General features: G+C 69.1%; 20 protein-coding genes. 9 read left to right on the top strand and 11 right to left on the bottom strand.

Annotated features, from left to right (window positions below):
* Positions 1 to 28: 28 nt before the first annotated feature.
* The 5 genes from BM145_RS07590 to BM145_RS07570 form a co-directional block, all read right to left on the bottom strand.
* Entirely contained in the window at positions 29 to 2,023 is a 1,995-nt protein-coding gene (locus tag BM145_RS07590; protein ID WP_093332997.1) for a S9 family peptidase, read from the bottom strand.
* Positions 2,024 to 2,193: 170 nt separating this feature from the next.
* Entirely contained in the window at positions 2,194 to 3,003 is an 810-nt protein-coding gene (locus tag BM145_RS07585; protein ID WP_093332996.1) for a LytR/AlgR family response regulator transcription factor, read from the bottom strand.
* A complete protein-coding gene (locus BM145_RS07580; RefSeq protein WP_093332994.1) occupies positions 3,000 to 4,112 on the bottom strand; it encodes a sensor histidine kinase in 1,113 nt (370 codons plus the stop codon). The genes BM145_RS07585 and BM145_RS07580 overlap by 4 nt, the downstream gene beginning before the upstream one ends.
* 108 nt (positions 4,113 to 4,220) lie before the next feature.
* Positions 4,221 to 7,616 carry a TonB-dependent receptor gene (locus BM145_RS07575; RefSeq protein WP_093332993.1) on the bottom strand — a complete coding sequence of 1,132 codons (3,396 nt, stop codon included), beginning with the start codon at positions 7,614 to 7,616 and terminating at the stop codon, positions 4,221 to 4,223.
* Positions 7,617 to 7,813: 197 nt separating this feature from the next.
* Positions 7,814 to 8,200, bottom strand: coding sequence for a hypothetical protein (locus BM145_RS07570; protein ID WP_093332991.1), 387 nt, complete (start codon positions 8,198 to 8,200; stop codon positions 7,814 to 7,816).
* A 117-nt stretch (positions 8,201 to 8,317) separates the two neighbouring features.
* Between BM145_RS07570 and BM145_RS07565 the strand changes: the two genes are divergently transcribed.
* On the top strand, positions 8,318 to 8,536 hold the full coding sequence (locus BM145_RS07565; RefSeq protein ID WP_093332990.1) for a hypothetical protein: 219 nt from the start codon (positions 8,318 to 8,320) through the stop codon (positions 8,534 to 8,536).
* Here BM145_RS07565 and BM145_RS07560 read toward each other — a convergent pair.
* Positions 8,533 to 9,090, bottom strand: coding sequence for a helix-turn-helix domain-containing protein (locus BM145_RS07560; protein WP_093332988.1), 558 nt, complete (start codon positions 9,088 to 9,090; stop codon positions 8,533 to 8,535). The two genes, BM145_RS07565 and BM145_RS07560, sit on opposite strands and share 4 nt — an antisense overlap.
* An 86-nt stretch (positions 9,091 to 9,176) precedes the next feature.
* Here BM145_RS07560 and BM145_RS07555 point away from each other — a divergent pair, with 86 nt between their 5' ends.
* The 5 genes from BM145_RS07555 (at position 9,177) to BM145_RS07535 (ending at position 14,195) form a co-directional block, all read left to right on the top strand.
* Complete coding sequence (locus tag BM145_RS07555) at positions 9,177 to 9,617, top strand: DUF6456 domain-containing protein (RefSeq protein ID WP_093332987.1); 441 nt, start codon at positions 9,177 to 9,179, stop codon at positions 9,615 to 9,617.
* 244 nt (positions 9,618 to 9,861) lie between these two features.
* On the top strand, positions 9,862 to 10,827 hold the full coding sequence (dapF, locus tag BM145_RS07550; protein WP_093332986.1) for a diaminopimelate epimerase: 966 nt from the start codon (positions 9,862 to 9,864) through the stop codon (positions 10,825 to 10,827).
* A gap of 26 nt (positions 10,828 to 10,853) precedes the next feature.
* Complete coding sequence (locus BM145_RS07545) at positions 10,854 to 11,687, top strand: oxygenase MpaB family protein (protein WP_093332984.1); 834 nt, start codon at positions 10,854 to 10,856, stop codon at positions 11,685 to 11,687.
* Between the two features lie 103 nt (positions 11,688 to 11,790).
* Positions 11,791 to 13,791, top strand: a complete 2,001-nt coding sequence (locus BM145_RS07540) for a GAF domain-containing protein (protein WP_177200122.1) — start codon at positions 11,791 to 11,793, stop codon at positions 13,789 to 13,791.
* A 23-nt stretch (positions 13,792 to 13,814) separates the two neighbouring features.
* A complete protein-coding gene (locus BM145_RS07535) occupies positions 13,815 to 14,195 on the top strand; it encodes a response regulator (protein WP_093333190.1) in 381 nt (126 codons plus the stop codon).
* Positions 14,196 to 14,212: 17 nt separating this feature from the next.
* Here BM145_RS07535 and BM145_RS07530 read toward each other — a convergent pair whose 3' ends face one another.
* Together BM145_RS07530 and BM145_RS07525 are read right to left on the bottom strand one after the other, a co-directional pair.
* Positions 14,213 to 14,923: a hypothetical protein gene (locus BM145_RS07530; RefSeq protein WP_093332981.1), complete on the bottom strand. Its 711-nt coding sequence runs from the start codon at positions 14,921 to 14,923 to the stop codon at positions 14,213 to 14,215.
* 4 nt (positions 14,924 to 14,927) lie between these two features.
* Entirely contained in the window at positions 14,928 to 16,133 is a 1,206-nt protein-coding gene (locus tag BM145_RS07525; RefSeq protein ID WP_093332979.1) for a toxic anion resistance protein, read from the bottom strand.
* A gap of 152 nt (positions 16,134 to 16,285) precedes the next feature.
* On the opposite strand from BM145_RS07525, the gene BM145_RS07520 reads away from it, so the two are divergent.
* The 3 genes from BM145_RS07520 to BM145_RS16005 all read left to right on the top strand — a co-directional run bounded on the left by BM145_RS07520 (position 16,286) and on the right by BM145_RS16005 (position 20,728).
* On the top strand, positions 16,286 to 18,553 hold the full coding sequence (locus BM145_RS07520) for a TonB-dependent receptor (protein WP_093332978.1): 2,268 nt from the start codon (positions 16,286 to 16,288) through the stop codon (positions 18,551 to 18,553).
* A gap of 51 nt (positions 18,554 to 18,604) precedes the next feature.
* Positions 18,605 to 20,446 carry a translational GTPase TypA gene (gene typA / locus BM145_RS07515; RefSeq protein WP_093332976.1) on the top strand — a complete coding sequence of 614 codons (1,842 nt, stop codon included), beginning with the start codon at positions 18,605 to 18,607 and terminating at the stop codon, positions 20,444 to 20,446.
* 108 nt (positions 20,447 to 20,554) lie between these two features.
* On the top strand, positions 20,555 to 20,728 hold the full coding sequence (locus tag BM145_RS16005) for a hypothetical protein (protein ID WP_177200121.1): 174 nt from the start codon (positions 20,555 to 20,557) through the stop codon (positions 20,726 to 20,728).
* 63 nt (positions 20,729 to 20,791) lie between these two features.
* Here BM145_RS16005 and ligA read toward each other — a convergent pair whose 3' ends face one another.
* The 3 genes from ligA to bamD all read right to left on the bottom strand — a co-directional run bounded on the left by ligA (position 20,792) and on the right by bamD (position 25,893).
* Positions 20,792 to 22,912: an NAD-dependent DNA ligase LigA gene (gene ligA / locus BM145_RS07510; RefSeq protein ID WP_177200128.1), complete on the bottom strand. Its 2,121-nt coding sequence runs from the start codon at positions 22,910 to 22,912 to the stop codon at positions 20,792 to 20,794.
* A gap of 146 nt (positions 22,913 to 23,058) precedes the next feature.
* Positions 23,059 to 24,717 (bottom strand): DNA repair protein RecN, encoded by a 1,659-nt coding sequence (gene recN, locus BM145_RS07505; RefSeq protein ID WP_093332973.1) that lies wholly within the window; start codon positions 24,715 to 24,717, stop codon positions 23,059 to 23,061.
* Between the two features lie 183 nt (positions 24,718 to 24,900).
* Complete coding sequence (gene bamD, locus BM145_RS07500; RefSeq protein WP_093332971.1) at positions 24,901 to 25,893, bottom strand: outer membrane protein assembly factor BamD; 993 nt, start codon at positions 25,891 to 25,893, stop codon at positions 24,901 to 24,903.
* Positions 25,894 to 25,937: the final 44 nt, after the last annotated feature.

Here is a 25,937-nt window from a genome sequence, read left to right as displayed (position 1 = left end):
AGGAACGCGCATTCCAGGAAAGCGCCGCCTAGTTGCCGGTCGCTTCCGCCGCGCCGCCGGCGACCTCGCCCGCCTTCACCTGCGCGGTGGAGGCGGCGAGGGCGTCGCCGACCGGCTCGGCGCGGCCGCCCAGGCATTTCGCCAGGAAATTCTCCGTCACCGCGTTGAACGCGATGTTGTTGGCGGGGCGCGCGAAGCCGTGACCCTCGTCGGGGAAGACGACGTAGGTGACGGGGATGTTCTTGGCCTGCATCGCCGCCACGATCTGGTCGCTCTCCGCCACGTTGACGCGCGGATCGTTGGCGCCCTGGCCGATCAGCAGCGGTTTGGTGATCCTGTCGGCATAGGTGAGCGGGCTGCGCTCCTTCAGCAGCGCCTGCCCCTCGGCCGTACCGGGATCGCCCATGCGGCGGTACATCTGCTGCTTGCCCGCCTCCCAATAGGGCGGGATCGTCTTGAGCAAGGTGAACAGGTTCGACGGGCCGACGATGTCGACGCCGCAGGCGAAGGCGTCCGGCGTCATCGTCAGCCCGGCGAGCGTCGCGTAGCCGCCGTAGCTGCCGCCCATGATCGCGACCTTGTCCCTGGTCGTCACGCCGCGCTTCACCGCCCAGTCGACCGCGTCGAGCAGGTCGTCGTGCATCTTGCGGCCCCATTGCTGGTCGCCGGCCTGGACGAATTTCTTGCCGAAGCCGGTCGAGGCGCGGAAATTGGCGCTGAGCACCGCGTAGCCACGATTGGCGAGCCACTGGTGCAGCGAGTTGTAGCCGTAGCCGTCGCGCCCCCACGGCCCGCCATGGACCAGCAGCACCATCGGCACCGGCCCGGTCGCACCCTTGGGCCTGGTCAGGTAGCTGACCATCGACAGCCCGTCGCGCGTCGGGATGTCGACCGCCTCCATCGCGACCAGCGGCGCGCCGACCAGTTCGGGCCGGCTGGTGTAGAGTTCGGTCAGCTTCTTCGCGGGACGGTCGTACAGCCAGGTGGAGGCGGGCGCGGTGACGGGATCGAAGGTGACCAGCCACTTGTCGTCCGCGTCGGTGCGCGTGCCGACGAAGAACTCGCCCTTGTTCTGCGCCTTCAGGAAGGCGAGGTCGGCCTTCACCGCGTCGCCGACGGGGATGTACTCGTTGCGGTGGAAATTGACGGAATAGGCCTCCACCTTGCCCGAGCGGGGATTGGTGAGGCCGCCGCCGACATCGGCCCGGTCGCTGGCGCCGACCGTGGTGAACTTGGCCGTCGCCATATCCTGAGCCAGCAGCGCGGCGGTGTCCCGCCCGCGCGCGTCGGTCCAGTAGAGCGTGCGCCCGTCGGTGGTGAAGCCGAGCGGCGACGTGGTGCCTGCGTCCTCGTAATCAACGCGGGTGAAGGGCTGCGCCTCCACCTTGCCGTCGACGATGCGGTAGTAATCGACGCCACTGTCGGGACGGCTCTTTACCGCGATGCGGAGCTTCAGCTGGTCGTCGGCGACGAAGCCGGCATAGCCGTCGTTCTGGAACACGGGTGTGAGCTGGCCGGTGGCGAGGTTCAGCTCCTGCACGTCGTGCCAGCGCGGGTCGCGGTTGTTGACGCCGACCAGGATGCGGTCCTTGATCGTCTCGGAACTGCCGATCAGCTGCACGCGTGTCTTCTCGAACGGGGTCAGCGCCTTCTGCGTGCCGGTGGCGAGGTCGACGCCGTAGAGGAGGAAATTCTCGTCGCCGCCCTTGTCGTTGACGAACAGCACCTGGCGCGAGTCGGGCGACCAGAAATAGGAGCGGATCGGCCGCGTCTTCTCCGCGGTCAGCGGGCGTGCCTCGCCCGGCCGGTCGACCGGCGCGACCCAGACGTTCATCACCCCGTCGCGCGGCGCGATGAAGCCCAGCCACTTGCCGTCGGGCGACAGCTGCCCGCCCGCGCGCGTCGGGTTGCCGAACAATTTGGTCCGCTCGATCAGGGGGACGGAAGACACCGCCTGTGCCGCCGCGTTCGTCGTCATCAATGCTGCTCCCGTCGCGGCGGCCAACCAGATTGCCTTGCGCATGCTCGTTCTCCCCTGTGTATTAGGAGAACAGCACACGGCGGGCGGGTGGGCAAGCGCTCTCTTGATCGTCACCCCGGACTTGATCCGGGGTCCATCCCTCCGCAGGAGCCGCCGCCCGCGCGCTCGCGGAACCATGGACCCCGGGTCAAGCCCGGGGTGACGCGAGAGGATCAGTGGACGAAGCGCGCCACCACGTCGCGGTACGACCGGCTGACCTTTACCTGCGCGCCCGAGCCGAGCACCAGGAAACACTCGCCGTTGGTGTGCGGCTTGACCTGCTTGACCAGGTCGAGGTTGACGATGGTCGAACGGTGGATGCGCTGGAAGCGGCGGGGATCGAGGCGCTTCTCCAGATCCTTCATCGTCTCGCGCAGGATCAGCGTGTTGTCGCCGGTATAGATGCACATGTAATCGCCGGCCGCGTCGATCCGCTCGATCGTGTCGACGTCGACGCGGAAGATCTGCCCGCGATCCTTGATGTTGATGAGCTTCTCGAACCGGCTCGACTGGACGTCGCCGCCCGCGGCGGCGTCGACGCCCATGTCGGCGGCGGCATCGGGCGCGTGCTCGGCCAGCGCCTCCTTCAGCCGATCCGCCTCCTCGACGGCGCGCTTCTCGGCCAGGCGCTGGCGGACGCGGTCCACCGTGTCGGCGAGCTGGCTCTCGTCCACCGGCTTCATCAGGTAATTCACCGCGTCGGCCTGGATCGCGCGTAGCGCGTGGTCGGAATAGGCGGTGACGAACACGAACAACGGCGGCTCCACCTCCATCAGACCGGATACCACGGAGAAGCCGTCGAAGCCGGGCATCTGGATGTCGAGAAAGACCAGGTCCGGCTTGTGCGTCTTGATCGACCGGATCGCCTCGCGGCCGTTCTGGCAGCGATCGACGATCTCGATGTCCTCGTGCGCCTGGAGACGAAGCTCGAGCCCCTGGATGGCGAGCGACTCGTCGTCGACGAGGATGGTGCGAATGGTCATGGAACCTCTCTGTTCACGTCTTCGAGCTGGAAGGGGATCTCGATCTCGACCGAGAAACCGCCAGCAGGCGTCGAGCGCGTCTCGAACCGCTGGTCGGGTCCGAAGGACTGCGCCAGCCGCTCCCTGATATTGGTGAGCCCGACGCCCGTTGAAAGGCTCACGCTTTGCCGCGCCTCGTGCAAGCCCGGGCCGGTGTCGGATACGGCGATCTGCACCCGTTCCCCGGCGAGCCGCACGCGCACGCAGATCTCGGCCCCTTCCTCCTGCGGGGTGACGGCGTATTTGATCGCGTTCTCCACCAGGGGCTGGAGCAGCAGCGAGGGGAGACGCGCCTTCTCCGCGCGCGGATCGATGTCCCACACCGGGCGCAGGCGATCCTCGAAGCGCATCTTCTCGATCTCCAGGTACAGCTTCAGCGTCTCCACCTCCTGCAGCACGGTGACGTGCGCGGTCGGCTCGTTGGCCAGCGTGTAGCGGAGGAAGGAGGACAGGCGGCTGAGCATCGCGTTGGCGCGCTGCGTCTCCTTCAGCAGGACCAGCGTCGAGATCGAGTTGAGCGTGTTGAACAGGAAATGCGGGTTGAGCTGATAACGCAGCATGGCGAGTTGCGCCGACGACGCTTGGAGCTCCAGCGCGCGCATCTCGTCGATCTGGTTCTCGACCACGATGAAGAAGTTGATGCCATAGTAGAGCGCCGACCAGCCGGCGAGCACCACGAAGTTGATGAACAGGAAACCGATCACGCCGGTCAGCGTGATGCCGGGCACGTCCGTCTGGATGAAGGAGAAGGAGAAGGCGTTGATCGTCGCGTAGAGGATCGTCGAGAGCGTCAGCATCGCCATCGCCAGCAGCGTGCCGGGGACCGAGGCGAGCGTGCGGCAGTAGCCGTAGAGTGCCGACAGCAGCAGCGTGATGCAGTAGCCGACGATCGCCTCGACGATGATCGGGATGATGACCTCGAGCGAGAAGCCGTTGGAGATGGCGACGACGCCGCGCAGCAGCAGGTATCCGCCCCAGCCGACCGCCTGCAACGCCCAGAAGGCGCGCGCCTTGTTCTCGAAAAAGGGGCGCACGGTGAACGGCGCGCGGGCGGGGGAGAGCGTGGCCATCGGTTCGGGAGGCGTCTCTACACGCGCGGGAGGGCGGGCGCAAAACGCACGAAGGCCGCCGCCCCCGCGTGGGAGCGACGGCCGTTCGGCGTGGCGTGGGACTTCGGCTTAGAAGCTGAAGCGCGCGCCGATGCGGATCTGGTACAGCGACTGCTGCGACGAGATCGAGTCGGTCGGCGCGGTGTTCGGCGCCAGGTAGCGATACTGTGCGCAGGGCTGGTTCGAGTTGTTGACCACCACGCCGCCTGCCGCCGTGCCGGTCGCGACCGGGGCCGCGAGGCACTGCACGCGCACCGCGGCGATCGTGTAGGGGAAGCTGTACTGGCGCAGCTGACCCCAATCCTTGTCGAGCAGGTTGCCGATGTTCTCGATGTCGGCGAACACTTCCACCTTCGAGTTACCGATACCTGTCGGCAGTTCCTGCGCGACGTGCAGGTCGACCTTGGTGAACCAACGCGAGTTGAACACGTTGCGCGGCGCGATCTGGCCGCGATACTTGTTCAGCTTGGTCGAGTTGATGAGCGCTTCGAACGCGTCGCGCGTGGCAGGGCTATCGTACGAGACGCGCGTGTCGTTCACGGTCGGCACGTAGAGCAGGTAACGCGCCGACGACAGGACGGTGCCGAACACCGGGCTGCGCTGATTGGAAGCGTCCTGCATGGTGTAGCTGTACGGACGGCCGATCCGCGTCTCGCCGAACAGCGCGATCGTCGACTTGTTGTCGCCAAACAGTCGCGGGTTGATCGTCAGGTTGTACTTGATGTTGTGCTTCACCTGATCGTTGGAGATGCCGTAGGCGGCGCCGTTGGCATCGAGGAACGCGCCATTGCCGTAGTTGGAGTTGGCGGTCGACGAGGTCGCCGGCGTCTGATCCTTGATGTCCTGATAGGTGTAGCTGGCGCCGACGTTCACGCCGATGTCGAACGTCTTATCGACGCGCGCGACCGCGATGTAGCTGCGGCCCTTCTTCGTGTTGGTCAGCAGCAGGTCGTAGTTGGTATCGCCGAACTCCGTCACCGAGTTGTAGCGGGTGCGACCGTCCGGCGTCAAAGTACCGTTGGGCACCACGCGACGATCGGTGAAGAACACCGCATTGCGGACCGACGAGTAGAAGAAATCGGCGCCGAAGTTAACGCCACCCAGCGCATCCGGTGCATAGTCGAACGACAATGTGCTGCGCCACTGCGACGGAAGTTTGAAGTTCGGGTCCAGCGCATTGACGATGCCAAGGCTCGAAACGGTGGAGCCGCCAAGGTAGCTGTTGACGGCCGTCGGGATCGTCGTGCCGTTGACGTTGGTCAGTGCGGTCTGACCGATGGTGGTCGCCGCAGCGCCGGTCTGACCGGGCACGTTGAAGGTGCCGTTGTTGTTCTGGCGGATGTCAACCGTGTTCGACAACACGCCGGTGTTGGAGAAGCTGTTGGACACGTACACGTCCGGTGAGCCGCCGGAGAAGATGCCAACACCGCCACGGACCGACAGGTCGTTGACCGGCTTGAACTCGAAGCCGACGCGCGGCTGGATGATGCCGCGACCGCTAATGTAGGCGGTGTTGGGGAAGCCGACGCGGTTGATGAAGTTCTGGTTAAGCGCCGGGCGGCTGTCACCGCCATACATGTCGTAGCGTACGCCGTAATCGAGCGTGAACCAGTCCGCGATCCGCCAATTGTCCTGGATGCCGAAGGCGTAGGACTGATAACGGAACTGCGCGGCGGCATCGGTCGGGTTGAACTGCTGCGTGCCGTTGGCATCGCGGACGACCGAGTTCTGGTAACGCAGACGCTGCGCGTTGCCGGCAGCGAAATCGGCGATCGAGTCGAAATAATAATCGCCGGCCGAACGCTGCAGGAACTCGTTGAAGATCTTGGTGTCCTGGTAATCGGCGAACACGCGCAGGTCGTGGTTGTCACGCGTCAGGCGCGCCTGGAACAGGCCGCCATAGGTACGGCTGGTCAGCGCGTTCGACTGGCGCGAGATATCCGGGCCGAACGACACGGTCGCCTGGCCAGGGATGCAGGCGGTCGACGCATTGGCGCCCTGCGATCCCGGATTGCTACGGTCGGAGGTGGGCGCGGTGCAGACCTGGAACTGCGCGAAGCCGCGACCCAGGATCGGGTCCTGACCGCGCTTATAGTCCTTGTAGAAGGCGCGGACCTCGGTCGAGAACTCGTCGGTCCAGTCGCTGTTCAACTGGAACACGCCGGTGTGCAGTCGGTTCGACGCGACGTAGCCGTTCGACTCCAGACCCAGCGTGCTGCCCGTCACCGACGAGTTCTGGTTAAACTGGATCGAATCCTTGGTGTAGAGGTACGTCAGCGAGGCGCGCTGCGTGTCCGACAGGTTGGCATCCAAGCGCGCGGCGACGCGGTCGTCGCGATCCTGCGAGTTGTTGACGATGCCGCCCGTCTCATACCCGTAGCGCGACTGCGCGATTGCGCGGATCTGGTTGACCGTCGCGTCGTTGAGGAAGCCGGTGCCGATGTCGCGCGCGATCACCGCGCCGCCGGCATTGTTTTCCAGCGTGCCCTCGGGGATCGGCGTGCCGGCGCGGATGCGCTCGCCCGCGACCATGAAGAAGAGCTTGTCCTTGATGATCGGGCCGGCGAGCTCGACGCCGTAATTCTCGATCTTGAAGTTCGGCTGATTGACGCGGCCGGTCGGCACGCCCGGACCCGCCTTGGTGCGCTTGCCGGTCAGGTCGTCGTTGGTCTGCGAGTAGAAGCCGGTACCGTGGAATTCGTTGGTGCCCGACTTCAGGATGGCGTTGATCGCGCCGCCCTGGAAATTGCCCTCGCGCACGTCGTAGGGCGCGACCTTGGTCTGGAACTGGCCGATGGCATCGAGCGGCACGGGGCTGCGGCGGGTCGGCAGGCCGTCCGGGTTGAGGCCGAAATTGTCGGTGATCGGCACGCCGTCGACCGAGAAGCGGTTGAAGCGCGCGTTCTGGCCGGCGAACGATACCGCGCGGCCCGAGCCTTCGGCATAGTCGAGGCGGGCGAACGGATCGCGACGCATCAGGTCGCGCACGTCGCGGTTGACGGAGGCGACGTTGGCGATGTCGGCGGCGGTCAACACGGTCGCCGGCCCGAGGCCGCGCGTGCCGGCACCCGCGATCGACGACGCGGTGACGACGATTTCCTCGCCCTCGGCCACGTCGGCGCCTTCGGCGGCGGGGGCGGTCAGGTCGACGGGCAGATCGAAGGGCTGCGTCGTCACGGTGAAGATGTCGGTGATCTGGCGCTGCGGATAGCCCGGCGCGTTGATCGTGACGGTGAAGGGGCCGCCGACGCGCAGGCCGCTGGCGTTGAACGATCCGTCCGCGTCGGTCGTGAGGTTGACGGTGGTGCCCGACGGCACGTTGACGACGGTGACGGCGGCGCCGACGACCGGCGCGTTGTTGGCGGTGACGGTGCCCCGGATAACGGTGGTCGTCTCCTGCGCCATTGCGGTCGCGGGCATGACCATCGCGATCGCGGCCACGCCGACGAACAGATTGTTCCGCATCGAAAATTCCCCTTTGGACGCTTGTCCGATTCTCGGCTTCCGTGTGCCGGATGCTCGCGCCCCTGCTCCCCGATTATGTCGCTTCGGTGACAAGATCGAGTTGGTTCCGTCGTTGTGTGCGATCGGTCGTGCTGCGTTGCAGAAAAACCACGGTGGCGATCGTGTCCGGCCCCCTGAAACTGCGCTAGCGGTGCCTTTCAGAGCCCGAAGGGGTTGAAGCGACCCGCGGCCGGGCTGGGCGACGCCGCCGGCGTCGGTTCGCCGCGCTTGGCGGTCGCGCGCGGCGGCGTCGAGGCGGCATCGCTCGGGGGAAGGGCATAGGCGCGCGCCTCTACCTGCTCCAGGCGTTGCTGCAGCAGCTGGTTCTCCAGCTTGGCGGGTGTCGCCTCCAACGCGCCGACCTGGCGTTCCAGCTGCTCGATCCGCGCCTCGGCCGCCTTGAGCCGGACCGACAGGGTCAGTTCGTCGAGCGAGCGCTGCATCGCCGCCTGGTCGTTGCCGTCGGTGCGCGCGGGCGGCGCCTCCTCCGCCCCGCGCGAGCAGGCGGCGAGGAGGAGCAGGAGGATGAGGGCGAGCCGGGTCATCGCCGCCGCCTAGCACCGCCGCGGCGGGTCGTCAGTACCGTGACGCCGCCGACGACGCGCGCCGTGCGTTGAGCATCGCAGGGCAGGGTGCGATGCCGTCCCTGCCAGGAGAATTCCATGCGCTTCGTCCAGATCGAGACCCTTCCCACCGGCACCGCGCTGGTCGACATCGACAAGCTGACCCACGCCGTGCCGCAGGCGGAGGGCACGCGGCTGTTCCTCGGCGCACAGCATCTGGACGTGCCGCATACGCTGGGCGAACTGGAGAACGTCCTGGCCGGGCGCGAGCGCGGCGACGACGGCGAGCAGGGCGGCGCCGGTTTCCGCTTCGGCTAGAGCGCGCGCACCAGTCGCACCGCGCGCGCCAGCCAGGCGGGGGCGGCGACGGTGACCGGCGCCCCCGCGGGCGGCAGCAGGTCGACCGCGTCGTCGCGCACCGCCGCCAGCCGCCCGAAGGCGAAGCGGCCCGCGGCGACAGGGGCGAGCACGTCGCGGCCGAGCGCAGCCACGAAGCGGTCGGGCGCCAGCATCTCGCACCACAGTTCGTCGCCTGGCCGATAGTCGCCGGTCGCCGCGCGCACCGCGACCGCGACCATTCCGGCGGTGGGCACGGGCGGCGTCACCGTGGCGGCGGCGCGCGGCGCCTGCGCGCCCCGTTCGTCGAGCAGCGCGGCGACGGGCAGCTCGGCCCGCTCGGGCAGGCGGACCAGGTCGGCGGCAGCGACGCCCAGCGCGGCGGCGATGCGATTAAGCCACGCCACCGACACGGTGCGCGTGCCGGTTTCCAGCCGGCCGATCGTCTGCGCGGTGGTGGGTGGCACGCAGGCGAGCGCGACCTCCTCCAGCGTCAGCCCGCGCGCGCGGCGCACTTCACGGATGGCGGTAATCATCGCATGCTCCTAACCGTAGCGGTTATCTGCTTTCCTACAAACAATCCACTGTGGCAAGGGTGTGTAGGTTGTCGGTGGAGGATCGAATGCAGGAGTTGGTGGAACGGACGCTGCCCGGTGCGGCGGGCAGAGGCCGGCGGGTGACGGTGAACGCGGCCGAGTCGCCGCTCGGCTGGCTGCGCGCGCGCGGGCTGGTCGAGCCGCGCCAGTTCGAGGCGGGCGAGCGGCTGCGCGCCGACTGGGAGCGCGCGGGCCTGGCGCCCAGCGTGACGATGCGCTGGGCGCCGCGCGTCGACGGCGGCGGGGTAGGGGAAGGCCCGGCAACCGCGCAGCTCTCCGCCAAGCGGCGCTTCGACGCCGCCGTGGCGGCGGTCGGCCGCGGCCTATGCGACATCCTGTGGCGCGTGGTCTGCGCGGGCGAGGCGCTGCCGGGCGCGGAGAAGGCGCTCGGCTGGCCGGCGCGCAGCGGGCGGGTGGTGCTGACGCTCGCGCTCGATCGGTTGGCGGACCATTACCGGCTCTCGTAGGGGAAGCGTGGAGGAGGGCTTTATGCTTCTCCGCCCCGAGACTCGTAAGCGCTCTCTCCAGAATACCGCTTTTATTCCCCGGCGAAGGTCGGGGCTCAGGTGGAGGACGCGGGTGAGAAGCGTTTCGGCCGATGCAGAAGCCTTCCCCGCTGGGCCCCGGCCTTCGCCGGGGAACAGGAGGTTGGGGCCGCCAACGGGTAACCCCGCTATCCGCGAACACGATCGCGCTCTAAGAACCGGCGCCATGCGGTTCGCGATCACCAAATGCCATGGGTCGGGCAATGATTTTCCGATGATCGACGCGCGCGCCATCGACCTGGCCGATGGCGACTGGTCGGCGGTGGCGCGCGCGCTGGCGGATCGGGCGGGGCCGGTCGGCGGCGACGGGTTGCTGTTGCTCACCCGGCCGCGCGGGGGAGCGCGCTTCGGTTTCCGCATGTTCAACCCCGACGGGTCGGAGGCGGAGACCTGTCTCAACGGGCTGCGCTGCGTCGCGCGGATGGGGTTCGAGGCGCTGGCGGTCGACGTCGCCGACGTGTCGCTCGTCGGGTCGGACGCGGGCGTGGCGCGCGACGCGGACGTGGCGGCGGGCGTCTATACCATTGCCGAGACGGCGGGACCGGCGGGGTTGGACGCGCGCGCTTGGCCGATGCGCCTGCCCGACCAGCCGGCGCGGATCGTCGACGCGGTCGTGCCGCCGCTCGGTGCCCGGCGCTTCACCGCGGTGGCGATGCCCAACCCGCACCTCGTCTCCTTCGTGGACGCGGTGGACGAGGCCGAACTGGTGGCGATCGGCGACATCTGCGAGAGCGCACCCGACTGGCTGCCGCGCCGCGCCAACGTCAGCTTCGTTGTCGCCGGTGGGACGCCGGAGGAGCCGACGCTGTTCGTCCGCACGTTCGAGCGCGGCGTCGGCCTGACCAACAGTTGCGGCAGCGCGATGGGCGCCTCGACGATCGCCGCCTGCCTGACCGGCCGGTTGCGCCATGGCGAGACGGCAACCGTGCTCAATCGTGGCGGCCTGGTCCGCGCGGTCGCGCGCGTGGACAACAGCGTGACGATCTCGGGCAACGCCACGTTCGAGTGGGCAGGCGAGGTGTCGGTCGATCTCGCCACCGCCACGGCGAGCGGGCTGGTGGTCACCCGTCGCTGCGACGAGGAGGCGACGGCCTGGGCGACCGTGGTGGAGCGCGCGCGCACCTATCGCTAGGCCGCCAGGCTTCCCATATCGCTGTCATGGCCCAGGGCGCAGCGACATTGAAGGATGCGATCGGTGGGCGGGTGCGCGGGCTGGTCGGCTCGACCGAGCTCGACCTTTCCCGGCCGGACGGCGACCCCGGCCTGTTCGGCCCCGGCTCGGCGACCTGGGCGGTGCACGGCGATTTTACCAGCATGATGATCGGCGGCATCTGCTCGCTGCTGATGCAGATGCTCCACCCGGCCGCGCTGGCGGGAGTGTGGGACCATTCGGACTTTCGCCGCGACATGCTCGGCCGGCTGAAGCGGACGGCGCAGTTCGTCACCGTCACCACCTATGGCTCGACGGCGGCGGCGGAGGCGCTGATCGCCCGCGTCGCGCGCATCCACCGCCACGTCACCGGCACGCTGCCCGACGGCACGCCCTACGCCGCCGACGATCCCGCGCTGCTGCTCTGGGTGCACGCCGCCGAGGTGGACAGCTTTCTGCGCGCGCACCTGCGCTACCGCGATCCCGCCATGCCGATGGCGCGGCAGGACGCCTATGTCGCGGAGATGGCGCAGATCGCGACCGCGCTCGGCGCGCAGGACGTGCCGGTGACGCGCGCCGCGCTGTCCGCTTACCTGACGGCGATGCGGCCGGCGCTGCGTGTCGACGCGCGCACGCGTGAGGTGGTGCGGCTGCTCGTCCGGCGGCCGTCGCCTAGCCTGCTCAACGCGCCGGCCAACGCGCTGATGATGCGTGCGGGCGTGGAACTGCTGCCGGGCTGGGCGGCGCGGATGCACGGGCTGGCGACGCCCGGCCCGGCGCGGCCGGCGATCCGGCTCGGCGCGCTCGGCGTGGGCGGGCTGATGCGGTGGGCGCTGCACTGATCGCCGTTGCCGGCCGGTAGAACCGGACCCGACCAATTGCCGCTTGCATTGGAATGACTTGGCGTGGATGGTCGCGCGGGGTGGGGGTGATCGGAAACGATCCATGACGGGGGTTGCAACAGGTCCGGACGCGGGGCGATCGGCGATCGATCGCTACGCCATTCTCGACACGCCGGCAGAGGCGGGGTTCGACGATCTCGTCGTGCTCGCCTCGCAATGCTGCGCCGCGCCGATCGCCGCGGTCGGGCTGTTCGCCACCGACCGGCAATGGTTCAAGGCGCGGATCGGGCTGGCGGAGCGCGAGCTGCCGATCGCGGAGTCGATCTGCGCGCTGGCGGTGGACGCGCCCGACCTGTTCGTCATCCCCGACCTGGCCGCCGATCCGCGTACGGTGGGCAATCTGCTGGTCGCGCGCGACGAGGGTGCACGCTTCTACGCCGGCATGCCGATGCGCGACCCGGCGGGCGAGCTGCTGGGCACGCTGATCGTGCTCGACACGGTGCCGCGTCCGCACGGGCTGAGCGCGCGCGAGGCGGACGGCATGCGTCGGCTGGCACGCCAAGTCACCGCCCAGCTCGAGCTGCGCCGGATGATCGACGAGCGCGACGGCGGTGTCGCGCGCCGCGGCGGCGCGCACCAGGCGCCGCCGCCGATGCACGACGTGCTGTCGATCAGCGAGCGGCACTGGCGCGAGCTGTTCGAGAAGCTGAGCGAAGGGTTCGTCGTCGGCGAACTGATCCGCGACGCGGACGGCCGCACCGTCGATTGGCGCTATCTCGACGTCAACGATGCCTGGTCCGGGCTGATGAACCTGTCGGCGGACGAGGCGATCGGCCGCACCGTCCGGCAGGTGCTGCCGGATGCGGAACAGTGGTGGATCGACCAGGTCGCCAGCGTCTGCGACACCGGGCTGCCGCGCACCATGGTGCGGCGTATCGGCCGGTTGCGGCGCGATTACGAAGCGCATGCGTTCCAGCTCGACGGCGATCGGTTCGCGATCATCTTCGTCGAGGTGACCGACCGGTTGCAGGCCGAGCGCCGGCTGGAGGCGCTGCTGACGCTGGGCGATCGGCTGCGCGAGGCGAGCAGCGTCGCCGAGATGACGTTCACCGCCGCGCGCATCGTCGGCGAGACGCTGAGCGCCACGCGCGCCGGATTCGGCCGGATCGACGACGTCGCCGAGACGATGGCGATCGAGCGGGATTGGACCGATAAGGGCATGGCCAGCATCGAGGGGGTACATCGCTTCGCCGATTACGGCGACCTGCTGCCGCCGCTGCTGAGCGGCGATCCGCTGGTGATCGACGACGTCCGCACCGATCCGCGTTCCGCCGCCGATCCGGCGCCGATGCTGGCGATCGGCATCGGCGCGCTGCTCAACATGCCCGTGCGCGAGCGTGGGCGCACCGTCGCCGCTTTCCTGGTCCACGACAGCGAGCCCCGCCACTGGACCCGCGAGGAACTGGATTTCCTGCGCAACGTCGCCGATCGCGTGGAAGTCGGCGTCGCCCGGCTGCACGGCGAGGAGCGGCAGCGGATGCTCAACGGCGAGCTGTCGCATCGGCTGAAGAACACGCTGGCGATGGTGCAGGCGATCGCGGGGCAGACGTTGAAGCGGGTGACCGAGCGCGACGCGGTGGCGAGTTTCGAGCAGCGGCTCGGCGCGCTCGCCAGTGCCCATGACGTGCTGCTGGGCAAGGGCTGGGAGGCGGCCGACCTGGCCACGGTGGCGGCGCGCGTGCTGGAGGTGCTCGACGGCCGCGATCGATTCCGGATCGACGGGCCGCCGATCGAGCTGGGGTCGCGGGCGGCGCTGTCGACCTCCCTGCTGCTGCACGAGCTGGGCACCAACGCGGTCAAGTACGGCGCGTTGTCGGTCGATGCCGGCAGCGTCGCGGTGACGTGGGTGGTCAACGACGGCGTGCTTCGTCTGGACTGGCGGGAAGCTGGAGGACCGCCCGCAGAAGTGCCGAGAAGCCACGGTTTCGGGTCGCGATTAATTAATCTGGGTTTGGTAGGAACGGGCGGTGTGACGGTCCGTTACGAAGGCACCGGCTTCTCGGCGACGATGTTCGCTCCTCTGACGGAGTTGCAGCAAGCCTGATGTCAGAAGGTCAGTTCGCGTACATGCCCCATTCCCGAGCGCTGCCCTTGCCCGTCCTGCTGGTCGTCGAAGATGAGCCGCTGCTGCGCATCATGGCGGTGGATTTGGGCGAGGATGCCGGGTTCGTGGTGGTGGAAGCGGCCAACGCCGCCGCCGCGATCGCGATCCTGGAGGAACGGACCGATATCGGGCTGGTGTTCACCGATATCGACATGCCCGGCACGATGGACGGGATCATGCTGGCCGCGTGCATCCGCGATCGCTGGCCGCCGATCGAGATCATCGTCACCTGCGACAAGATGCGGCCGAGCCCTGCCCAACTGCCCGCGCGCAGCGTGTTCTTCGCCAAACCGTACCGGCACGAGCAGCTGACCCACACACTCCGCCGGATGGCCGCGGTCTGACCAGCCGGGCGGCCGGATCACCGGTCGTTCTGGTATTTCATCTCCAGGAACCGGCCACGCGTCTGCAGGCTGTCCAGGTCGCCCTGCGCCAGCCGCTCGGTCATGCCGGCGATCTCGCGCTCGATCACGCCCAGCCCGTCGACCAGCGCACCGTCGGGGGTGCGGCCGTTGCGCTCCACCCGGCGCAGCGGCTCGGGCACGCGGGCATAGTCGGCGACGAAGGCGGGCAGTTGCTCGCCCACCAGCCGGCGGATCTCCAGCGCCTGCTCCCCTTCCGGCTCGATCCGGCCGAGCTGCGGCGACAGCGTGTCGAGCCGGTCGCCGATCCGGTCGACCAGATGCTGCGCGGGCGCGGGCAGCGCGCGGCGCTGCGCCTGGAGCCAGCGCTCGGTCTGCGCGGGCAGCGCGCGCAGGTCCACCTCGCGCAGTTTCTCGGGGCGGGGCGGGGCGGCGTTCTCGGCTGGCCAGACGGCGAAGACGACGGTGGCGGCGATCAGCAGCGCCATCACCGCCACCGCGCCCATGATGCCGATGCCGGTCGGCAGGATCATGCCGATTACCATCGCGGCGGCGAGGATGGCGGCGTCGGCGATCGCGATCCGCTTCAGCCGGCGGCCGAGCGGTTGATTGCGGCGCGCCGCGCGGCGGGCGGGCACGGGCTCCGCGTCGCCCGCGATCCGCGACCAGGAGGCGCGTGCGGCGGCGATGGCGTCATCGACCTCGCTCATGACGTCACAGCGACTCCAGCCGGTAGCTGTCGGCCGGGCCCTTCAGCTGGCCCTGCGCCGCGCCCTCCGCGCGGGCGATGTAGCCGCGCGACTTCTCCACCTCGCTGCCCAGCGTGTTGACGGTGGTCTTCATCGAGTCGAGCGCCTTCATCTTGAACGTGTCGATCGCGTCCATCGTGTCGTAGATGTTCTGGAACGCGCGCTGCAACGTCTCCAGCGGGATGGTGGCGGACGCCGCCTGCTCGTGAATGCGGGCGGTGTTCTGCGCCAGCAACTTGCCGGTCGAATCGATGATGTTGGCGGTGGTGGTGTTGAGCTGGGTGATCTGCTCCAGCACCAGCTTCTGGTTGGTCAGCGCCTGCGCCACGGTAACCGCGGTGCGCAGTGCCGAGACGGTGGTGGTCGACGCGCGGTCGACGCCCTTCACCAGCTCGACATTGTTCTTCTTGACCAGGTCGAGCGCGAGATAGCCCTGCACCGTCACCGCCATCTGGGTCAGCAGGTCCTGCGTGCGCTGGCGGGTGTAGAACAGCGCGGTCTCGCGGATCGCCTTGGCCTTGGCCGGGTCCGAATGGTCTAGGTCGTTGGCCTTGTCCTCCAGCCGCGCGTCCATGGTGCGCGACAGGTGGATCATCTGCTCCAGCCGGCCCATCGCGGTCCACAGGTTGGCGCGCTCGGTGTCGATGGCGGCATTGTCCATCAACAGTTCGTCCTTGCCGCTCGCGAGGCTCTTCAGGATCGAGCTGATGTGCGTCTGCGACGATTTGTAGCCGTCGAAATAGTCGCGCATCTTGTTGCCGAACGGGATGATCCCGAACAGCTTCCTGGGCGCCGACAAAGCGCCTTTCCGGCCCGGATCGAGATCCTCGACGACGCGGCGCAGCTCGGCCAGGTCCTTGCCGACGCCCGTGTCCTGGTTCATCGCCTTGACCGGCCGGTCGAGGAAACGGTTCGACTGGCCCGCCGCCTCGCGGATCTCCTTGGCGCCCATCGCGGTGATCGCGTCGACGCGGCGGCCGAATTCGGGGCTGTTGACGTCCTGCGCGACCAGCTCGGCGACGAAGCCGTCGACGCGGGTGTCCAGCTCGGTCTTCTTGGTCTCGTCGACCGGCACCAGCCCCGCCGCCTTCCCGGGCGCGACGGTGGGCACCGGATCGGGCGGGGTGAGCGTCAGACCAGGTTCGGCAATCGTCTCGGCAGTGGTCGCCATGATCGTCCTCCAGCAGGCCGGGCAATGTGACGGGTGTCGCTCCGCCGTTCAAGTGTATCGTTCAACTAATACGCTGTGCAACGTCGACGAGGTCGGGGCAGGCCCGTGCAAGCTTGCGCGCCGATGCTGCCGATGCTTTTCGAGGTTTCACCATGCTCGCCATCGACGCCCTTGCCCAGCCCTCGATCGTGCAAGCCGCCCCCGCGACCGGCCAGACCCCGCCGATCGGCCAGGGGCCGGCCACCGCCCCGGATGCGCCGGCGGTGTTGCCGGAGGTCGTGGTCACCGGATCGCGGCGCCCGAAGTCGCTGGAGGGCGCGCAGGCGCTGGACGAATTGTCGGAAGGGCGCATCTCCACCTACGGCGCGGGATCGATCAACGAGGTGATCGAGCGGCTGCAGCAGCAGCAGGGCGGGCGCGAGTTCTCCATCATCGTCAACGGTCGCCGGATCGGATCGCTGGCCGATCTTGGCGAACTGCCGGCCGAGGCATTGAAGGGGATCGAGATCTACACGCCCGCCGATGCCAAGCGGTTCGGCTTCTCGGCCGACAAGCGACTGCTCAACCTGACGCTGAAGCGCGATTTCCGCTCGCTGTCGCTGGAGGACGAGGTCCGCGCGGCGACCGAGGGCGCGGGCACCGTGGTACAGGGCGAATTGCGCGGCGTCGTCCTGAACGGCGACCGTCGTCTGAACGGGTTCGCCAGGGCGCAGGCGGACGAAGGGCTGCTCGCCCGTCAGCGGCCGGGCGCCGCGAACGGCGACCAGCCGGTGCCGCCCGGGCAGAGCCTGCTGCCGCGGCGGCAATCCTATTACGCGACGCTGGGCGCGGGGCGGCCGCTCGGCGCCGGTAACCTCGATCTCGGCCTCCGGGGTGCGCGGACGCAGAATTTGCGGCAGACGAACGGCACGACGCAGCAGGAGAGCCTTGGCGGATCGTCGAGCATCAATGCGAGCTACAACAACACCGTGGCCGGCTTCCAGGTCACCGCGATCGCCGACGTCGGACGCAGCGACAGCCGGTCGCGCATCCTGGCCGGGGATGCCGCGGCGGGCTGCACGCAGTGCCGCCTTGCCCAGGACCTTCGCACCGCGACGATCAATGCCGGCCTGACCGCGCGGGCCGGCGGCACCGTCGCGACCTTGCCGGCGGGCGAGATGCGGATCGACCTGTCGGCGCAGCGCAACCGGGCCCGCACCACCGCGACCGACCGGCTGAACGACACGGTCCTGCGTACCGGCTATGCCACGACCAGCGCGCAGGCCAACGTGTCGCTGCCGATCGTCGCCGGCTCGACCCCCGTGCTGGGTTTCCTGGGAACGGTCGAGCTGATGCCGTCGATCGACTACAACGCGATCGACGGCCGGGGCCACGTGATCGGCACCAACGTGTCGCTGAGCTGGCGGCCGTCGTCCGCTCTGTTCGTCAACGCCTCGATCAGCCGACGGGGATCGCTGCCCTCGAACGAGCAGATCAACGCCCCCGTGCAGACGCTGATCGGGTTCACCGTGTACGATTACCGCGCCGGTGCGCTGGTGCCGATCGAGCAGATCACCGGCGGCGCGCCGCTCGCCCCGCAGGCGAGCCTGGGCATCAATGTCTCGGCCAATTACGATCGCACGATCGGCAAGGTCCAGCTGAACGGCAATCTCGGCTTCTCGCGCGACGCGGTCGAGCGGCCGACGGTCAGCCTGACCGAGCCATCGGCGTTCGCGGAACGCTATTTCCCCGACCGGTTCCGGCGCGACGCGGCGGGCCGGCTCGTCAGCGTCGACGTCCGCCCGTTCAACGCCGTGCGGCAGGTGGAGGAGAGCGTGACGACCGCCCTCAACCTGTCGGGCGGGGGGCGGGGGGAGAGCACGCTCAACTGGAACATCGGTATCCAGGGCCAGCGACAGCTGCGGCGCTCGCTGCGGCTGGGGCCGGACATTCCCGTGATCGACACGCTGACCAATCCGCTCAGCATCTCCACCGGCGTACAAGGGCGTCAGCGATGGAGCGGGCAGCTGGGGCTGCGCACGCGCCGGTTCGGCGGCAACGTCTCGGTATCGCGCAGCGGCGGGATACGTTCCACCTCGGTCGCCGATCCGACCAACGGGGTCGATGTCGCGCCGCTGGTGCGGGTGGACGGCAATCTGCTGATGACGCTGCAATCGCCCGGCGCGGCCGGCGGCGGCGGCGGCCGCGGCGGCAGGTGGGGCGGATACCGCCTGGAACTGTCGATCCGCAACCTCACCAACGCGCGTCCGCGCATCCGCGCATCCGCACGTTCAACCGGACGGGATCGACCATCCTCAATCCCTGGCTGCTCGATCCGCTGGGCCGCACCGTGGCGCTGTCGCTGCGCGTACCGATCGGCGGGTGAGCCGACGCCGGACGTTCCGGACCCCGCTCTTCCCGCAGTCGACCATTTACGCTAAGGGCGCGCGCGACGGTGCCGCGCTGACCGCGGCCCAACCCCAGGATTTTCGATGAACCTCCGCAATATCGCCATCATCGCGCACGTCGATCACGGCAAGACCACCCTCGTCGACCAGCTGTTCCGCCAGTCGGGCACGTTCCGCGACAACCAGCGCGTCGAGGAGCGCGCGATGGACTCGAACGACCTGGAGAAGGAGCGCGGGATCACCATCCTGGCCAAGCCCACCTCGGTCGAGTGGACGCCGCCCGCGGGTGGCGAGGCGGTGCGGATCAACATCGTCGACACGCCCGGCCACGCCGATTTCGGCGGCGAGGTGGAGCGCATCCTGTCGATGGTCGACGGCGTCGTCCTGCTGGTCGATTCGTCGGAGGGCGCGATGCCCCAGACGAAGTTCGTCACCGGCAAGGCGCTGGCGCTCGGCCTGCGGCCCATCGTCGTCGTCAACAAGGTCGACCGCGCCGACGCGCGCATCCAGGAGGTGCTGGACGAGGTGTTCGACCTGTTCGTGTCGCTCGACGCGAACGACGACCAGCTCGACTTCCCCGTGCTCTACGCGTCGGGCCGCAACGGCTACGCCTCGACCGACATGGACGCGCGCGAGGGCACGTTGCAGCCGATGTTCGAGACGATCGTCGCCCACGTCCCGCCGCCGAGCCTGGACCAGGATGCGCCGTTCACCTTCCTCGTCACGCTGCTCGATCGCGACAATTTCCTCGGCCGCATCCTGACCGGCCGGGTCAATTCGGGCACGGTCAAGACCAACCAGCCGATCCACGCGCTCGACAATGACGGCAACGTGATCGAGACCGGCCGCGCGTCGAAGATCCTGTCGTTCCGCGGCCTCGACCGCGTGCCCGTCGATGAGGCGCAGGCGGGAGACATCATTTCGCTGGCCGGCCTCACCGTCGCCACCGTCGCCAACACGATCGCCGATCCCAGCGTCACCGAGGCGCTTCACGCGCAGCCGATCGACCCGCCAACGCTGTCGATGCGCTTCGCGGTCAACGATTCGCCGATGGCGGGCCGCGAGGGGTCGAAGGTGACCAGCCGCATGATCCGCGACCGCCTGTTCCGCGAGGCGGAGTCGAACGTCGCGGTCAAGGTGACCGAGGCGGCCGACCGCGACAGTTTCGAGGTGGCGGGTCGCGGCGAACTCCAGCTCGGCGTGCTGATCGAGACGATGCGCCGCGAGGGCTTCGAGCTCGGCATCAGCCGCCCGCGCGTGCTGTTCGGCGAGGACGAGGACGGCAAGAAGACCGAGCCGTACGAGACCGTCATCATCGACGTGGACGACGAGCATTCGGGCACGGTCGTCGAGAAGATGAACCTGCGCAAGGCCGAGCTGACCGACATGCGCCCGTCGACGGGCGGCAAGACGCGCATCACCTTCTCCGCACCCAGCCGCGGCATGATCGGCTATCACGGCGAATTCCTGTCGGACACGCGCGGCACGGGCATCATGAACCGGCTGTTCGAGAAGTACGGGCCGCACAAGGGCAACATCGAGGGGCGCAAGAACGGCGTGCTGATCTCGAACGGCGCCGGTGAGGCGAACAGCTACGCCCTCGGCCCGCTCGAGGAGCGCGGCATCCTGTTCGTGGCGCACGGCGAGGCGCTGTACGAAGGCATGGTGATCGGCGAGAACGCCAAGACGGACGACCTCGAGGTCAATCCGATGAAGGCCAAGCAGCTGACCAACTTCCGCGCGTCCGGCGGCAAAGACGACGCGATCCGGCTGACGCCGCCTAAGCGGATGACGCTGGAGCAGGCGATCGCCTATATCGACGACGACGAGATGGTGGAGGTGACGCCCAAGTCGATCCGCCTGCGCAAGCGCCACCTCGACCCGCACGAGCGCAAGAAGGCGAGCCGCGCGAAGCAGGCTGCTTGATTAAGCGATGATCGGGAAGAGGCGCTCTGAAACGAGCGCCTCTTTTTGTTTCAGCATCCATCACCTGGAATTAGTCACTCGTTAGCTGAGTTGACGTATTGCGGGAGAATGGATCATGACACCAATGAATCGATTGATCGGAAGCTTCATCTTTGGGGATCGCCGATTGCCCAGCGTAAGCCTGACCAGATTTGCTCTCATTGCAGCAACCCGTTTGTCGGCAGCGAAGGCATGGTGAGCGACGACTTCAGCCTATGCCCGGCTTGCGATGCACGCGATTAAAGTTGCCAGTCAGCTTTGATGATGTTCGCTGCTGCCGGTGCATGACGATGCTTACGAGCTAGCTTACCCCGCCGCCGCGACGATCGCCGCCCACTCCGCCTCGGTCACCACCTGAACTGCCAGGTCGGCCGCCTTTTTCAGCTTCGATCCCGCATCCGCGCCCGCGACCACCAAACCGGTCTTCGCCGATACCGATCCCGACACGCGGGCGCCGAGCGCCTCCGCCTGCGCCTTGGCCTCGTCGCGCGACAGCGTTTCCAATTTGCCGGTGAACACCACCGTCTTGCCCGACACCGCCGACGCGCGCGTTTCGTGCACCACGTCGGCGACGGTCAGCTCGCGCGCCAGGTCGTCGACCACCGCGCAATTATGGCTCTCGGCGAAGAAGTCGAGCAGCGCCTCCGCCACCTCCGGCCCGACCTGCGCGGTGTCGATCGCCGCGGTGAGGGCGCGCTGGCGGCGGAGGTCGAACTTGCGCTCGGTCTCGCCGATCGCGGGCACCGTGTCGGCGCGGACGGTCAGCCCCGAGTCGATCATCGCCTCGAAGCCGGCGAGGCTGACGAAGCGCCGCGCCAGGTCGCGGGCGGTGATCTGGCCGATATGACGGATGCCGAGCGCGAAGAGGAAGCGGTCGAGCGGGACCGTCCGCCGCTCCTCGATCGCGGCGAGCAGCTTGTCGACCACGAGCTCGCTCATTCGCTCGCGCGCGATCAGCGCGTCGCGGTGCCGGTGCAGCCGGAAGATGTCGGCGGGCGAGGCGATCAGGCCGTCGCGGAAGAAGGCGGCGACCAGCGTCTCGCCCAGACCGGTGATGTCGAACGCGTGGCGCGAGACGAAGTGGATCAGCCGCTCGACGCGCTGCGCGGGGCAGATCAGGCCGCCGGTGCAGCGGATCACCACCTCGTCCTCCCCGCGCGTCGCCAGCGATCCGCATTCGGGGCAGTGGATGGGGAAGACGAAGGCCGGGCGATCCTCGGCCGCCGAGAGGTTCTCGACGATCTGCGGGATCACGTCGCCGGCGCGCTGGAGGACGACGCGGTCGCCCTCGCGCACGCCGAGGCGCGCGATCTCGTCGGCATTGTGAAGCGTCGCGTTGGTGACGACGACGCCGCCGACCGTTACCGGCTCCAGCCGCGCGACGGGGGTGAGCGCGCCGGTGCGGCCGACCTGGATGTCGATCCGCTGAAGCGTCGTCTGCGCGCGCTCGGCCGGGAATTTGTGCGCGATCGCCCAGCGCGGCGTGCGTCCGACGATGCCGAGCCGCGCCTGCCAGTCGAGCCGGTCGAGCTTGTAGACGACGCCGTCGATGTCGAACGGCAGGTCGGCGCGATGTCGCTCGATCTCGCGGTACACGGCCAACGCTTGCGTCAGCGTGTCGCAGCGCGCGAAGGCGTCGGCGACGGGAAAGCCCCAGGCGCGAAAGCCGGCGACCAGCCGCTCCTGCGTGTCGAACGGCACGTCGCTCGCCTCGCCCCAGCCATGGGCCAGGAAGGCGAGGGGGCGGCCGGCGGTGACGCCCGGGTCCTTCTGGCGGAGCGAACCGGCAGCCGCGTTGCGCGGGTTGGCGAACTGGCGCGCTTCCTTGCCCGCCGCCTCCGCCTCGGCGAGCAGGCGGGCGTTGAGGGCGGCGAAATCCGTCTTCGCCATGTACACCTCGCCGCGTACCTCGAAGATCGCGGGTGCGTCACCGTGGAGCCGTTGCGGGATGCCGCGGACGTGGCGGACGTTCTCGGTGACGTCCTCGCCCACCGTGCCGTCGCCGCGGGTGAGCGCCTGCACCAGCACGCCGTTCTCGTAGCGGAGCGAGCAGGACAGCCCGTCAATCTTGGGCTCGGCGGTGAGCGCCACGGGCTCGTCGTCGGGCAGGCGCAGGAAGCGGCGGACGCGGGCGATGAACTCGGCCACGTCCTCGTCCGCGAAGGCGTTGTCGAGGCTGGTCATCGGCTTCGCGTGCGCGACCTTGGCGAGGTGGCCCGCGGGGGCGGCGCCGACCTGTCGGTTCGGCGAGTCGGCGCGGACGAGATGGGGGTAGGCTTTTTCCAGCACCGCGTTGCGGCGGACCAGCGCGTCGTAGGCGGCGTCGCTGATTTCGGGCGCGTCGTCGGTATGGTAGAGGCGGTTGTGGCGGCCGATCTCGGCGGCGAGATGCCGCAGTTCCTCGGCGGCGTCGGCTTCTGGCGGCAGGTCGTTCATGGTAGCGGGTTAGGAGGTCACCACCGACCAGGGCAAGCCGCTACCATCGTCATGCCAAGCTCGTGCCGGTATCCGGAGCCGCGGACGGTGCGCTGGTGGACCCTGGACGCCAGGACGAGCCCGGCGTGACGGAGAGGCTACGCCGTCTCCAGCAACCGATCCGCCTGCGCACGCGCCTCGTCGGTGACGGTGGCGCCGGAGAGCATGCGGGCGATCTCCTCGCGGCGTTCGGCGTCGGAGAGTTGGCGGACGCCGGTACGCGTCACGGTGCCGTCGGAGGATTTGGCGATCAGCAGGTGTGCGGCGCCGCGGGCGGCGACCTGCGGGCTGTGGGTGACGACCAGCAACTGGGTGCCGCCCGCCAGCCGGTGCAGCCGCTCGCCGATCGCGGAGGCGACGGCGCCGCCGACGCCGCGGTCGATCTCGTCGAAGACCATGGTGGCGGCACCGCCACGCTCGGCCAGCGCGACCTTGAGCGCCAGGATGAAGCGCGACAACTCGCCGCCGGACGCGATCTTGATGAGCGGCGCGAAGGGTGCGCCGGGATTGGTGGCGATCTCGAACTCGACCCGGTCCTTGCCCGCACCCGACCAGTTGTCGACGGAGGCGGGCGCGACCACGGTGCGGAAGCGCGCGGCGTCGAGCTTGAGCGGCGCCAGCTCGCCGGCCACCGCCGCGTCGAGCCTGGCCGCCGCATCGGTGCGGGCGGCCGTCAGCGCGTCGGCCGCCGCGTCGTAGGCCGCCCGCGTGGCGGCGAGCGTCGCCTCCAGCGCGGCGATGCCGCCCTCGCCCGCCTCCAGCCGCGCGAGACGCCCGGCCAGCTCGTCGGCGAGGGCGGCGAGGTCGTCGGGCTGGACGCGGTGCTTGCGCGCCATCGCGCGCAGCTCGAACAGGCGCGCCTCGTCGTCCTCCAACACGCGGGGATCGTAGGCGAGCGCGGCCCGCGCCTCGCGCAGCCGCTCCTCGGCCACCGCGCCCTCGATCACGGCACGATCCACGGCGGCGAGCGCGTCGGCGAGCGCAGGGTGGTCCGCCGCCACCCGCTCCAGCACGCGCGCCGCCTGGCGCAAGCGAGCGAGGCCGCCGTCGGAGCCCTCCAGATAATCGTCGATCGCGCCGAGGTCGTCGGCGATCTTCTCGGCGCGCTGCATGGTGCGGCGCTGGTCGGCGAGCGTTTCCTCCTCGCCGGGCTGCGCGGCGAGCGCGGTCAGTTCGGCGACCGCGTGTTCCAGCCAGTCGCGATCGCGCGCTGCCGTCTCGATCTCCGCGCGGGCGGCGGCGAGCGCACCTTCCGCGTCGCGGTGCGCGGCCCAGGCGCGCGCGGCGGGGCTGGTGTCGATCCGGCCGAAGCTGTCGAGCAGTGCCCGGTGGCCGCGCGCATTGAGCAGCCCGCGATCATCGTGCTGGCCGTGGATTTCGACCAGCTGCGGCGCGATCTCGCGCAGCAGCGTCGCGGAGGCCGGCTGGTTGTTGACGAAGGCGCGGCTGCCGCCGTCCGCCTTGACGACGCGGCGGACGAGCAGCGGCTCGCCCGGCTCCACCTCGACGCCATTGTCGTCGAGCAGCGCGGCGAGCGCGGGGGCGGGCGCCTCGAAGCTGGCGGTGACGACCGCCTGCGTCGCGCCGTGGCGGACCAGCCCGCTATCGCCGCGCCCGCCCAGCGCCAGGCCGAGCGCGTCGAGCAGGATCGACTTGCCCGCGCCGGTCTCTCCGGTCAGCACGCCCAGTCCCGTGCCGAAATCGAGGTCGAGCGCCTCGATCAGCACCACGTCGCGGATGGATAGCGCGGTCAGCATGTCCGGCCTGATGTAGAGCGGGTCGCGCGCGATTTGAACCGGCTTTGTTCCGGTGGGCCGCCCAACCTTTTCACGGAGAAGCTTTCCCCTTCGTTCAGCCTGAGCGCCGTCGAAGGCCAGGTCCGGCTGGCCGTGCTTCGACGTCGCCCGGCACAAACGGAGGGAGAAGTGATCGGATATGCTTCAGGGTTGCGGCGCGGTCGATGCCGGGGTGCCGGCGACCGGGTTGGGGCCGACTGTCGTGGCCGAGGTGGCGGGATCGGCCGCGACCGGGGCGGGCGTGCCGGCCGGCTGCGCCGCGCGCGGCTCGTCGCTGCTCTCGCCGGGCAGCGACTTGGGCAGCGCGGCGGGGGTGCCGTCGGGAACGATCGGCGTGCCGGCGGGGACGGGCGCGATCGGCTTCACCGGATTGTCGCTCATGATCTTGTAGGCGCGCTGGTACCAGTCGCTGCCCGGATAGTTGCGGCCGAGCACCGCCGCTGATTTCTGCGCCTCGCCGCGCAGGCCCAGCTGGAGATAGGTCTCGGTCTGGCGCAGCAGCGCCTCGGGCGCGTGCGTCGTCGTCTGATACTGGTCGATCACGGTGCGGAAGCGCATGTTGGCCGCCAGCCACTGGCCCCGCGCCTCGTAGAAGCGGCCGATCTCCATCTCCTTGCCGGCGAGATGGTCGTTGACCAGGTCGATCTTCAGCCGCGCGTCCGACGCGTAGCGGGTGTTGGGATAGCGGCGGTTGAGCTCGCCGAGCGCGTCGAGCGCCTGGCGGGTGATCTTCTGGTCGCGTGTCACGTCCTGGATTTGCTCGTAGTAACCGAGCGCGACCAGGTAATAGGCGTAGGGCGCGTCGCGGTTGCCGGGGTGGACCGAGATGAAGCGTTGCGCCGACTGTATCGACTGGGTGTAATCCTTGGCGAGGTAATAGCTGAACGCGCTCATCAGCTGCGCGCGCCGCGCCCAGATCGAGTAGGGATGCTGGCGCTCGACCTCGTCGAACAGCTGGGCGGCTTCCTTGTAGCGGCCCTGGTCCAGCCGCCGCTTGGCGGTGGTGTAGAGCGTGCCGACGTCGCGCGCGACATAGGGGATGTCGGCCTGGCTGCCCCGGCGGGCGCAACCGGCGACCGGCAGCGCGGCGGCGGCGATCAGGGCGAGGTGAAGCGGGCGGGACCGGAGGATACGCATCGTCGCTGCCTGTAGCGTAAGGCGTGGGCCGCGAACAATAGCGT

The sequence above is a fragment of the Sphingomonas rubra genome, assembly GCF_900115745.1.
Classification (GTDB): Bacteria; Pseudomonadota; Alphaproteobacteria; order Sphingomonadales; family Sphingomonadaceae; genus Sphingomonas; species Sphingomonas rubra.
This window is presented reverse-complemented; position numbering and strand designations above follow the sequence as displayed.